Origin of the sequence: Nostoc sp. C052 (genome assembly GCF_013393905.1) — a bacterium.
Taxonomy (GTDB): Bacteria; Cyanobacteriota; Cyanobacteriia; order Cyanobacteriales; family Nostocaceae; genus Nostoc.
In genome coordinates, this window is sequence record NZ_CP040278.1 from 104,647 (window position 1) to 116,632 (window position 11,986).

Sequence of the window (11,986 nt, forward strand, 5' to 3'; positions counted from 1 at the left end):
TTAATTAATTTTTTCGGCAGATACTCGAAAATATTGTCCACTAGTTTTTCTCAGTTCCAAAAAGCAAGGCAATGAATTGGTAGCGGCAATGCTGCTGACTGCAAATTGGCAACATTCAGGAGTTATATTCACAATTCCAGTAAATGGTCTATTGGTAGTTTCTACCGTTGGGATGTGAACTAAAAAACTGCTGCTAACGCTCAAAATAGGCACTTGTTTCATTATTACCGGGAATTTCATCATAAATATTGCACTTCCAGGTGCCCCAAATGGAGCGGTGCAACCATCTACAATATATTGGTGTGGAGCTTCCCAGTAATAACGCTGGCATTGCAGTAATTGTTGTAAATAGCTTTCTTTGGGCATTGGCGTCGCCACAGCGCCAAGTTCTAACTTCAAGTTGGCAATATCAATGGTTTCCCCGGCGATCGCCAAAGTCGCGGTTGTATTCCAGGTACTGGAGGCATCAGATCCACACTGGAACATCATCTGAAATACCATACAAAAGCTGCTGGGATTGTTTGATGCGCTGTAATTGGGATAAGATGCGGGAACTTTAAAAGTTTCAACAAATTTATACCATTTGTTCTCACTCCTAGTTTTTACAGTTTTGAAAAATATCTCATTGGATTCGGCAGGAATGAAAGTGGTAAAAACTAATCTTGTGCCAATTTTGCGATTGGGAACTGAAGTTTTTGCCCAAAAAGATAATGTAACTGTCTGCCCAAAAAGATACTGCGTTGCATCCAATACTGTATTGGTAATCGTATAGGAATTTGGAGGTAGTGCTATTCCTGCATCGATAAACTTTACTCTTAGAAATTTTTCAGGATTGCCTGCTGGGATATTTTTACTACCTTGAATAAACGATTCTTGAGTAACTTTTACTTGCGGACTTTTTCCTTCAGAACCACCTGCTAGCAAGGGTTGTGACTCAAAATAAAACCGATCTACAGTGTAAGCTCGTGAGAAAAGTGGAGTTGACGGTGTAGCAAAGTCAAAACTTGTCCCACGTTGAGAAATTAAAAATTCTCCATTCAGAATCAAGTTTTTTTGCGGATAGGGTTGAATTAAATTTAACTGTTTTTGAGTCATATTTTGGAATTAATAATTTATTCAGCAGAGAATGAAAGATGCTGCCCACTACTTTTTAAGACGCGCAGTTCGGCTGTGCAGAGGTTAGGCTTACCAGTATTTACAATCAGATGGCAGTTTTCAGGAGTCAATATCCGAATTCCAGAATACGGTTTGTCGCCAAATTCAATCGTGGCAACGTGGACATAAAATTTGTTGCTAGCTTTTACAGTCGGGACTTTAAGCATTGGCACGGGGAATTTAGCAACAAAAAAGGCGTTACCACTTCCGGCATTGATCTCGTTGTAACCTGTAATTGAATAGTTGTCGGGAACATTCCAGTAGTAACGCTGGCATTCCAATAGTTCTTCGAGATAGTTCCTTCTAGCGATTGGAGTGGCGCTGTTTCCCGCTTCCAATTTAAGGTCAGTGATATCAATCGTCTCCCCAGCGATCGCCGGGGTGGCATTTGTTCCCCAAAGCGCTCCAATGGTAGTGCCGCATTGAAACATCATTTGAAACATTAACTTTTCTGCCGTATTGTAATTATCAGAAAAACTGGGAATTTGAAATGTTACGACAAATCGACTCCAACCATTTATGCCTCGCGTATCTGTTTTTACAGTTTTACCTAAAATATCGATATATTTGACATTATTAGCTGTATCTTTGTCCACCAAATACACTCTTAATCCAATTTTTCTATTTAAGCCTGATGTTCTTGCATAGAAAGAGAGCGTTACAATTTGACCAAACAACGACCTGTATTCATCTATCAAAGTGTCAAAAACAACACAAGAATTTGTTGTTAGCGATGCTCCAGCGTCAATAAAATTAATTCTTAAGTACTTTCTGGGTTCTCCGGGAATACCAGTACTGCCCTGGATAAAGGATTCTTGAGTCACCTTCGTTTGGGGCATCCTTTCCCCCGAAGCATTGCTAGCGGTAAATATAAACCGATCTAAAGTGTATTCGTAATTAAAAATTGGATTTGATAATGGAGCAAAGTTAAAAACTGTACCCCGTTGGGCAACTATAAATTCTCCATTCAAAATTTTGTTTTTTCGAGGATAGTTATCGTTATAGGCTATTTGGGATTGACTCATTTCTGCTAGCAATATGATTTGTCTTATCTTAATACAAGAGATATTATTATTCCTAGAGCAAATACGTTTTTATTTGGCTAACTCAAGTTTTTTGAAACCAAAATAAATAATTTCTTTGGACGCAAACAGAGTATTCTAAATAATAGTTATTCTCAGCATTTATGGTAGCAATCACGCATTCTTTAACAAACAATGGAATTGCTCAAGATAACCCATTTGCTTTCTATGAATCGCCTTCATGGTTTGTCACCGAATTGTTACGTCATTGGCGGTTGTTTGGCGTGATTGGAGAGCCTTGCGTGGGGAATGGGGCAATCGCCTCTTTATTATTAGCGTGGGACAATACTGATAGTATTTGGACAAACGATTTAGACACTGAAAAAGTAGCCCATTTTCATCGCGACGCTACCCTAGCTGAGTCCTGGGACTTTTTCCCAGAATGCGATTTTGTCGTTACCAACCCACCCTATAAAGATAAAGCTGCACCGATTATCAAACATGCTTTTGAAAAAGCCCGGATTGGAGTCGCAGCGTTTTTACTTACCAGCTTTCTCGAACCGTGTGAGGATCGGGCTTTATTCCTTGAGGAACACCCTCCATCGCTAGTATTGACAATGCCTCGTTACTCCTTCCGTAAGGACAAAGCTGGACTTCGTTGGAGTACCGATAATATCACGATTTCTTGCTTTATCTGGGACAAACGCACCACAAAACAACAAATTATCATTCGTCCTAGCGAACGGATTTTTGGCTATTACAAAAATCCCGAAAAAGCAATTAGTCAAGAAGCTGCTAGCGATATTGTCCGCCAAATAGCCAATGGCGCGATCACTAAATATTGGTAATAATTCTCAATAAATCTCCGTAAATACTGGCGTATTTACGTAAGTACTGCTATAATTGATACAGAAAGATAAATATTAGCACTAGCTAAATAAATCCTTTTGGCGCGATCGCAGTAGTAAAGCGATCGCGCTTATTAACTTTGCAACATTGAGGAAAAAAAGATGAAGACATCACATAAAAAAGCCGTTATAGCCTTACTATTGTTGGTTGTTTTAAAGCCAATCAGCAATATTTCCACACAAGACTGCGATCCCGACAACTGTCGGCGAGGAACTCTCGGCAGAAGACCATAAATTAGAAAAAATTTATGCTAAAGCCACTAACCTTATTTAAGGTTAGTGGCTTTTTCATTGCTTGGCGATCGCCTCCAAGCGAGTTCTTTCTCGTTGGGAGCAAAACTGGTTCAGCAAATTTTGGACTACTTGGGGTTCTAGCCCTAGATCGCTAGATAGGAATTTGTAAAAAAAGGCATCAGACTCTGCTGATTCGGCAACTTCCAATAAACTAGTGGCGTGATGATAAGCCTCGTCTAGGGATAGGAGAATTTCAATTCCGTCCCACCTCAAAGCGACAGTTGCTTGTTGGGTTTGATCGCCAAAAAAGGCATCGATTCCTTCTGGTAGTGCTTGCCGATTTTCGCGCATAATTTGTACCAACTGACAGGCCATTTTAAGATTTTTCTGGGGAGGCTTTCCAAATCCCCCATGCCCTACGTTTGCCAATGATTTAAAAATTGTTGATTCTGAATCTGCATAAGCGATCGCTTGAAGAACTGCGATCGCTCGTTTGCGGGCAACCTCTGCCGACATGGTGATGGTATTCTCACCATAGGATTGCAGTACCGTTGGTTGCCAGCTACCAGGAGAGACACTAGAAACTAGCCGGATATATTCTGCATCGTTGGAATCAGGTTCTTTCATAGCTATTTTGGGTACACTTGCTCATCCTACGCCAAATTATTACCCAAAAAACGAGATTTGATTGCAGATTTAGCTTTGCATTAGTTCCCTTCAGTCAACAACAATTTTTCCAACTGAACCCTTGTAAAAGCTTCGTCAACACTGATTCCTTGGAAAAGGACTTTTCGGAGAATTTGAGAAGCAGGTTCTGTGATTCTGGCTGGGGGAATATAGACTGTTGGGGTTTTGTTGTTAGCAAATATCCCAGCAAACTCAGAATCCCAGTCTCGGCTAGTGGTATTTCTCGCTAAAAGAAAGCTGGTTTTCCAGCGAGCATTCAAATCTTCTACTTCTTTAAGTCCACTATTGGTTAAATTCTGAGCATGAGCAATGACAACTAAACGCCGACAAGCATCGTGGTTACAATTTTGATCGACTATACCCCATGTGTGACGGCGTGCATGGGATAAGTTTTGTGGAATCGACTGTATTGCGTAATTTTTATAGCAATTTTCTAGAATCAGTTCGTTCAATTCTTGAGCAGAACAGTCTGGAGTTGCAATAATTTTAATTATTGCAGCAGGAGAAGCAGAATAAAAGGTTATATATAAATCGACAAATCTAAACAAGTCTTCTTTTTGGATCACTTGTCCTAAGACTATAGAGCTTTTTAAATGTTGCTCTCTCAATTCGTTGAAAGCATCGATTAATGTCATGATTTTCATTACGTACAATCAGTTAGATTGTAGCATTTAGTAATTTTTATTTCTTTTAGTTGAAGTCAAATCGTTTTGCAAACGATAAGGTTTGCGATTGGATTTGTTGAAATGCATCATAGGCATTTAAATCTTGCGACATCAGCGAATCAATGCTAGCAGCAATTTCTTCGACTAATTCTGATGGCGGTAGTTCAATTGCATTGAGGTGTTCGCACATATCGAACAAGGGAAGGTCTAAGTCTTCGGTATTGATAGCTAATAAAAAACTGGTTTCGCAGCGAACATTCAAATCTTCAATTTCCTTAATAGCGCTTTTAGATAAATTTTGGGCATGAGCAATTACAACTAGACACGTCTGAGTGCCCAAAAGTCCAGACTTTTTCTTAATTACTTCCCAAGTCAAACGACGGGTACGAGCTAAAATTTTCGGAATATCGTTAATTTGGTATTTTTTAGAGCAATTTTCCAAGATTAGCTCGTGCAATTCTTGAGCCGAACAGTCTGGAGTAGCAATAATTTCAATCGTTGAAGACGAATCGAGGGAATGAGCTTTTTTGTATAATTCAATGAAATTGAACAATTCAAACTTTTCAGCATCCTCTGCCATCAGCATTTGGCTTTGTTCGTGTGAGTCTGCCAAAACAGATAATATCTGCATTACTTGTATAGCTTTTAGGGCTAGACTAGTCGGCAATGAGTTTTGAGTAGAAGTTGGCTGGATGCTGTCATTGGGATTCAAAGCATCCCAAGTCTCGTCATCGTTAAAATTTTGCCAGCCAAACAAGTCGCGAGGAGATTCTATGTCAAAAGCTTTCAACCATTTACGATTATCTTCGCTTTTAACAAATTCCCAGACATCTTCATAATTAGCATTTAAGTATTCGGGAATGCGGCGATCGACTATTGCTTCCACCCAGGCTGCAATCTTTTCCTGTTGATGTAAATAGTGGATTTCTTTCAACTTCTCAAGGGATAATTCTGCCGCTGACAAATTCAAAAGACCCGGAACCCGATTGTACCAGTCAGCTTGATTTTTCTCAACTTGTTGGCTAAACTCAGCCCACGCCTTTGCTTCAATGGCGGCAAGTTCGGTTAAATCAATTTTGGCAACCAAAGCTTTTAATTCATCCAAACTCCAGCTTTTTTTATGATTCTCATCAATCAATGGCGGTGGCATCTGCGGCGCATATTTGGATTTGAACTTTTGCCATACCAGCAATCCTCCTCCTAATACCCATGCACAATCTGCTAGTCCCAGTCTTAATTGGGGATGTTGTTCCCAATGCTCGATTCTTTCTGCTACTGTTGGATAAAAATCCCCACAGTTGCATCCTCCTTTGGCAAATTTGGAACAAAAAGATAAATCGAACCTTAGCCCCAAAAAGCTATTTAGATCGGTTTTATGCAATAAACTGATGAGATTGTAGGTTATTCGAGTAGTAATGAAATCGCGTAAATTTCCCGGTCTATTCATTTTATTTAAAAACATAGGTATTAGTAGCTTTGTACTGAAAGCGGCTTTTGGACGAATAGCTCTTGCGTCAATGGTCGTTTGGTCTTCGATGTCATCGAATACTGCAAATGCCTCTTGTGCGATCGCACAAGAGGCAAAATTACGGCGGATTTGTTCTGAGTCGTCATAAGTCACTAGCCATGAGTGCGGACAACTTAGCATTAGTCTAGCAAAACGGTTGTGGTCAAAGGTGGTATGCCATTTTCCAGATTTCCCGTAGAGCTTGGAAGCAGTTGCCTTCAGGTAGGGTGGATCGGCAAAGATGCTGACATTCTCACCTGGGGAGGTAATTACTTCTTGGTAGTCGAGGTTGGTAATTTTTACCCCATCTAAGATAGATGCTACTTTTTGCAATCTGGCGATCGCCGAATCAGTAAAACGTGTGTGAAATGCGGTTGGCGAGTAACCTCCCGATTCGACGGTACCCCCATAAGTAATGCGATTGAGAATGAAAAAACGAACGGCTCGGTCAAAATTGGAAATAGCATTAACATCAATATCAATCAACTGCTGGTACAGGGCTTTACCATCGCTAGTTTCTCGCTTCATCTGCTCGATTCGGGCCACTAATTCAGCATTGTTTGACTGGCTAATTTGCCAAAAATGATAGACTTCGGGATTGAGGTCGTTAATCCAAATTTTTAAATCGGGAATTACTTGTTTGAGATAGATAAAGATTGAGCCACCACCCACAAAAGGTTCGCGGAATTCCGTAAAATCACTTCCAAGTCGAGTCGTAATCGCGATAATCGCTTTGGCTTTGCCACCAGGGTAGCGTAGGGGTGTAGTGATAAGTTTGGCTTTAGCGCACATCGAGTTCTTTCTCTGCTTGCACGTCAGACCAGGACTTCCATCCTGCCGGGGTAAAGTCTTTACTATAAACTTCCTTACGAGGAAGGATTGGTTGCCACATCTCGTTGCACATTAAACGATAATGCCAAACGTCTTTGATTTTTCCGGCTGAATAATGAGGAGGCTCAATCCACAATAGTCGTTTGTTATCTTGAAAAAATAAATTGAGCCACTCATCTGTTAACTTGGGGTCTTTATCAGCAGGTTCTTCAGTTTCTGGGTCGAAGAAACTGAGCGAAAGATGAAAACAGCGATCGTAATCGGGATTTTTTAACCATCCTGATTGATGCATTCCACAATCGCGGGAAAAAATCATCACCGTTCCACTCTTTAAATGTCGTCCGGCACAGTTTTCCAAGTAACGATTGTTGTTTTGGTTGGCTATGCCATTGCTAATTCCAAGCAGCGCTCTGCGTCGCATTTCTTTAACTATTCCCGCCATCAACCAGCGATCATCAAATATTTTCATTGCAGTTCCCATTAGATGTCTTGTAACCGAGACTAGCACCAACGCATCCCGGTTATCTCAATTCGCATGAGCCAGCACCCTCACAGGAAGGAAGAATTCTAACTCCTTGAGTCGCACTAGCTTTTGTTCGCGTTCATCTTTTTCTATCCGCAGAATCAGTGCCTCAGTTGGGCAGTACATTCTTCCCTCTGCGATTGCCGCTTTTTTGTCTGCCTCTTTAGCTGCGATCGCCGCATTCAAATTTTCAATCTCGCGTTTGATTTGCTCGATCTCATCAATGTGCTGTGCTTGCACTTCTAGATGAGTTTCTAGCTCGTTTTGAGCTTGCTGCCAAGTATCGTCGGGGTACGCCGGGGGAGCAGGGGGAGCAGGGGGAGCAGGGTCAAAAAGACGGCATTCGGACGGGGCTTGTGTCTTGATGCTTGTTATCGTTGCTTCTTTCTCTACACTCAACATTTCACATCCCACATCCTGCCCCAACGGGTCTGGGACGGGAATCGGGAGTAGGGTAGGTATCTTTTCTTTGGCCAATTTGATAATCGCCATACTCGCGATCGTCTGGGGCAGCTTCCCGGTTTCCTTTACCAACAGTTGCAAAGCTACCCCAGCATCTCGATCACCACACTTACCAATTTCCCAATACCTTTTTCCCGTAGCATCCCGCTTCCAAATGTTGATGGAGCCAGCGCTGTGGGACGATTGTCCCCTAGTTTCTTCAATTAACTGTCCCCCAGTTTGGAAACTGTCCCCTACAACTGTCCCCACTTCTGCTTGAGAAGCTTCTGGAGTATAGGTTTTGAGGATAAGTATCAGGTAGGGAGTTAGCCAATCTGGCTTGGTTGCCACCGATTGGGTAAATTCCTTGGCTAACTCTGCGACAACGCTGGGGGTTAGTTCGGCAAGGTCGATCAAACTCTTGCGGAATTCCGTAAAACGGTTGGCAGCGTATTTATCCAAGTCTAGGATGCCGAGCTTTTGGATTTGGTCGATACTAAATTCCCCAAAAGCGATCGCAATTCTTAAATATCGGTTGGCAGCGCTGCGAGTCATGGAATGCGCCGCTAATAGAGCTGTAAATTTTTTGGTTGATAAATTTGTTTTTTCGGCTAAAAGCCAACGCGCAAAACCGATTGTGGCTGCGGTGGCTTGATGAAAAAGTGAAAAGCTTTCAAATTGTGCTTGCGCGATGGCGCTGGGGGATGCTAAATTATCCATAAGATTGTGCCGAAGTAATGAGGCATGAAACTGTACCGAGTTGCCGAAGTTAAGAAGTGCAGAAGCAATGAGGTTTAAAAAAGCCGCTAGATGCGATTCACTCGCTCTAGTTGTATAGGTTAGACAGAACCCAGTTACCCTGCGAAAAGTAGACTGGGTTTTGTCATTTAAAGTATTTTACACCAAAACCGATAAAATAGCGATCGCGGCTCTGCCAATTAGAATAAGAAAGATTTAGCTAGCAAACGAGCAGTCGATTATGGAATTTACCGTGTTGAAATTTGATAGTTATCCCAGTGCGATCGCTTGGTTGGATGAAAATCCTGGGATAGCAGTCCGAGGAGAGGATTCGCTTTTTTCTTTACCCAACAGCCCGACATCTTTACACATCATTTTTTCAGAATTGATGAGCAATGCAGATATTTTGAAGATACTGGAGTGGTTCCCTAGCGCTCAACAGGTTAACTGCATTCGCGAAGAGTTGGGAATGACACCGCGAGAAGATCGTCATTCTATGTATCTATTGCACGGATGGACGCGACATGAAGTCGTTGAGGTTTTGAAAAAGTTGGGTGCAACTGTGAAAAAGTCGGCTTGCTGCATGGAGTTTATCGAAAATGAAGAAATATTTTCCCGATTGCAAGAGTTAGAAACTAGACTGGGAAAACCGTTAAGTCAAGCAAAGCCATCAGAAATGGGCGATTTGTATAGGAAGCTATATCCATAAATTTCAGTCACACACAAGCGGGAGATTCATTAATTATTTCTTCCATAGTCCAACCTCTGTTTAGCTTTTCTCTGATGCGATTGCGGTCTTTATTTAGTTTTTTTGCCCAATCAGATAAACACAGGGTTTCGTTCTGATAAGTAATCCAGTGGGTTCTGGTCGTATTTAGGCGTTGTGCTGTTGTGGTTTCCCACCGACAATTTTCTGGGCAATAATCTTTATTGGAATCGATCCTGTCCAAAGTACAGTTTTCCGGTCTTTCTCCCATATCTGCTAAGAAATTGGCAAACCCATTCCTTCCTTGCCATCGTTCGCAAACCCTAATCCCTTTCCCACCGTAATTTTTCCAACCTGTGCTATTTTCTCTTCTGCACCGATCAATCGCTCCTCTCCAGGAATTCCACGTGGGGGTTCCAGCACCACCATGAATAGTTGCATGTTTTGACCTATTATCTTTTTTCAGGCATCCACAACTTTTGACCCGATGTTCTTTTAAATGAATAGCTCTGATTGGTTTAGTGTTGCCGCAATCGCATAGACACATCCACCAAGTTTCGGGATTCTTTTTGGAGAATTTTTTTAGGGGGAGCGCATTTTTGTTGAACAACTAAACGGCTAAACCTTTGTCCCGATAAGTCGTGGCTTTTCATATATTTTTAGTTAAATTATCAATTTCGCAAAGTTCATAATAAACCGTGCAAAGCTAATATTATATGCTAGAAAAGCTGTAAAATAAAAGCCACGGAAGGGTGTATTGGCATCTTACAAAAATCCTTCGATTTCAATAAATTCACGAAGTTTAGCAAATTGCAAAAATATCATGCTTGTGGAGAATAAGGCTAATACTGAATATCAGTGGGGAGAGACTGAACTGATTCTCACGAATAACAGAATGAAGTTAATAGCGCTGGCTATTAATTTTAGGACTGTACCTAATTACATGAATATTGGTAGCAATGAATTGGCTGGCAGTTGGAATGATACCAAAAAATCTCAACTGATTGAATCTTTTCTTATTAATTTTCCGGTAATGCCAGTCATCATTTATGAAAGTTTACGTCAAAGCATTGAAGTTATTGATGGCAAGCAAAGAATAAGAACTATTGTTGAGTTTTACAGCAATCAATTAGTTTTGAGGGATTTAAAAATCAAATCAGACCTAAATGGATGCACTTACGCTACTCTTCCCTCACAGGTAAAGAGAACTCTCAATCGTCATTCTTTATCTTTAATATCAGTAACCCCTTCTGGGGATGCTAGCCCTGAAGAAATAGAAAAATTGATGAAGACCCTAGCTAATCGTTTAAAATTGGACAAATAGGTAATAAAAAAAATGGATAATAGTACCACAGATAAAGTTTTCAAAAATCAAGAATATATGAATTCAGAGCAATTGTTAATTGCTGAAAAATTTGAAACAATGATTGAGGGTGAATACAAGCTTTGTGCCACACAAATGAAGCAAGCAAATAAAGCAGCAAACCCGAAAGATAAGCCAATTGACTCTACCAGAATATCAGTCAATTATGCTTGCTTGGAAATTGACGCAATTCGTGAATACTGGTTCAATCGGTTAATTGCTATTGCCCAAATCATCGAACACCGGAATCCCCAACTGGCAAAAGATTTGTCAAAGAAATATTTAACTAATGAAGAATAGGAATTAGCGATTCCTTTTAGAACAATCAATATCTAAGCACATCAAAGCAAAATCGGCCACATATATATTGGTAAAAAGGGTTGCAGCTACTTCGTGATGGCTGCAACTTTTTCTATTTTGTTAGAGGTTTGTGTACTGCCAAGCTGAAGTTTTTCGTTCATATATAGCGTTATAATTAAATTATATTTGGCTACAAATAATTCAATTAATTTAATAGCATGGGCAAAATAACGAAAGAGCTAATCATTGAGAAGGGAGAAGAAATCCTGCTTTATGATAGGATGAATGCTTGGTTGTATCGTCCTGACAGCAATAATGATGAAGCTTGGCTTTACGTAGAAGACGGTGAAATTATCGAGCCAGTTAGCTGGCATCAAACTTGGCATAATACAAAAATCGGGTTTAGACCTGATTTAAAGTATGCAGCCATTTTAGGTATTGATTCGCTAGATAAATTAGTGAGTCAGCAGTTAGATGATGATTGGATTATCTGCCCTTTCTGTAATAGCCACTATGTAAATAGGTTTGAAATTCGCCTAGCAAAACAGGAATGCTATCTCTGTCAAGGAATTGCTGAAAGGGCAATGCAAGGGGAAGCATTATTTGATGCTTGGTTGGAGCAGATAAGAGCAAATAGAGATATCGAAATGGGAGAACGTCTCATGGATCTTCTGGCTGATGGATGTTACAAATTTGAGCTTCATAGAACATTAAGACTATTGAAATCAGAATCTAAAGGAGAAGGATAAATAGATTTAAAGGCAGGTGAGTTTCGCTATGAAACTCACCTTTTTCATACAAATACGTAAGCTAATTGTATATTTTGGTACAATAGTAGTACTATATACTACATCAAGTATATAGATCGAACAGTTACGTCATCTAAAAGCGTTTTCGATAAAATAC

The 11,986-nt window shown here is 40.4% G+C and carries 16 protein-coding genes; 6 read left to right on the forward strand and 10 right to left on the reverse strand.

Annotation, left to right across the window (positions count from 1 at the left end; all coding sequences use genetic code 11):
• Both FD723_RS40230 and FD723_RS40235 read right to left on the reverse strand, forming a co-directional pair.
• Positions 1-1,095, reverse strand: a complete 1,095-nt coding sequence (locus FD723_RS40230) for a hypothetical protein (RefSeq protein WP_179070746.1) — start codon at positions 1,093-1,095, stop codon at positions 1-3.
• A 17-nt stretch (positions 1,096-1,112) separates the two neighbouring features.
• Complete coding sequence (locus FD723_RS40235) at positions 1,113-2,180, reverse strand: hypothetical protein (RefSeq protein WP_179070747.1); 1,068 nt, start codon at positions 2,178-2,180, stop codon at positions 1,113-1,115.
• Between the two features lie 161 nt (positions 2,181-2,341).
• Between FD723_RS40235 and FD723_RS40240 the strand changes: the two genes are divergently transcribed.
• Positions 2,342-3,025 (forward strand): hypothetical protein, encoded by a 684-nt coding sequence (locus tag FD723_RS40240; protein ID WP_179070748.1) that lies wholly within the window; start codon positions 2,342-2,344, stop codon positions 3,023-3,025.
• Positions 3,026-3,187: 162 nt separating this feature from the next.
• Positions 3,188-3,319: a hypothetical protein gene (locus tag FD723_RS43760; RefSeq protein WP_256875443.1), complete on the forward strand. Its 132-nt coding sequence runs from the start codon at positions 3,188-3,190 to the stop codon at positions 3,317-3,319.
• 54 nt (positions 3,320-3,373) lie between these two features.
• Here FD723_RS43760 and FD723_RS40245 read toward each other — a convergent pair whose 3' ends face one another.
• The 5 genes from FD723_RS40245 to FD723_RS40265 form a co-directional block, all read right to left on the reverse strand.
• Positions 3,374-3,946 carry a hypothetical protein gene (locus FD723_RS40245; RefSeq protein ID WP_179070749.1) on the reverse strand — a complete coding sequence of 191 codons (573 nt, stop codon included), beginning with the start codon at positions 3,944-3,946 and terminating at the stop codon, positions 3,374-3,376.
• Positions 3,947-4,026: 80 nt separating this feature from the next.
• Entirely contained in the window at positions 4,027-4,641 is a 615-nt protein-coding gene (locus FD723_RS40250; RefSeq protein ID WP_179070750.1) for a hypothetical protein, read from the reverse strand.
• A gap of 55 nt (positions 4,642-4,696) precedes the next feature.
• Positions 4,697-6,970: a DNA adenine methylase gene (locus tag FD723_RS40255; RefSeq protein ID WP_179070751.1), complete on the reverse strand. Its 2,274-nt coding sequence runs from the start codon at positions 6,968-6,970 to the stop codon at positions 4,697-4,699.
• Positions 6,960-7,478 (reverse strand): hypothetical protein, encoded by a 519-nt coding sequence (locus tag FD723_RS40260; protein WP_179070752.1) that lies wholly within the window; start codon positions 7,476-7,478, stop codon positions 6,960-6,962. The genes FD723_RS40255 and FD723_RS40260 overlap by 11 nt, the downstream gene beginning before the upstream one ends.
• A gap of 57 nt (positions 7,479-7,535) precedes the next feature.
• Entirely contained in the window at positions 7,536-8,693 is a 1,158-nt protein-coding gene (locus FD723_RS40265) for a hypothetical protein (protein WP_179070753.1), read from the reverse strand.
• Between the two features lie 259 nt (positions 8,694-8,952).
• On the opposite strand from FD723_RS40265, the gene FD723_RS40270 reads away from it, so the two are divergent.
• Positions 8,953-9,420, forward strand: coding sequence for a hypothetical protein (locus tag FD723_RS40270; RefSeq protein WP_179070754.1), 468 nt, complete (start codon positions 8,953-8,955; stop codon positions 9,418-9,420).
• A 7-nt stretch (positions 9,421-9,427) separates the two neighbouring features.
• Here the strand turns inward: FD723_RS40270 and FD723_RS40275 are convergent, their stop codons facing one another.
• The 3 genes from FD723_RS40275 to FD723_RS43765 all read right to left on the reverse strand — a co-directional run bounded on the left by FD723_RS40275 (position 9,428) and on the right by FD723_RS43765 (position 10,070).
• Positions 9,428-9,661, reverse strand: a complete 234-nt coding sequence (locus FD723_RS40275) for a hypothetical protein (protein WP_179070755.1) — start codon at positions 9,659-9,661, stop codon at positions 9,428-9,430.
• Positions 9,662-9,693: 32 nt separating this feature from the next.
• The gene (locus tag FD723_RS40280) at positions 9,694-9,858 is read right to left on the reverse strand and encodes a hypothetical protein (protein WP_179070756.1); all 165 of its coding nucleotides are present in this window, start codon (positions 9,856-9,858) and stop codon (positions 9,694-9,696) included.
• 77 nt (positions 9,859-9,935) lie between these two features.
• Positions 9,936-10,070: a hypothetical protein gene (locus tag FD723_RS43765; RefSeq protein WP_256875439.1), complete on the reverse strand. Its 135-nt coding sequence runs from the start codon at positions 10,068-10,070 to the stop codon at positions 9,936-9,938.
• A 104-nt stretch (positions 10,071-10,174) separates the two neighbouring features.
• Between FD723_RS43765 and FD723_RS40285 the strand changes: the two genes are divergently transcribed.
• The 3 genes from FD723_RS40285 (at position 10,175) to FD723_RS40295 (ending at position 11,829) form a co-directional block, all read left to right on the forward strand.
• Entirely contained in the window at positions 10,175-10,741 is a 567-nt protein-coding gene (locus tag FD723_RS40285) for a DUF262 domain-containing protein (protein ID WP_256875440.1), read from the forward strand.
• A 12-nt stretch (positions 10,742-10,753) separates the two neighbouring features.
• On the forward strand, positions 10,754-11,080 hold the full coding sequence (locus FD723_RS40290; protein ID WP_179070757.1) for a hypothetical protein: 327 nt from the start codon (positions 10,754-10,756) through the stop codon (positions 11,078-11,080).
• Positions 11,081-11,298: 218 nt separating this feature from the next.
• Complete coding sequence (locus FD723_RS40295) at positions 11,299-11,829, forward strand: hypothetical protein (protein ID WP_179070758.1); 531 nt, start codon at positions 11,299-11,301, stop codon at positions 11,827-11,829.
• Positions 11,830-11,986 lie beyond the last annotated feature (157 nt).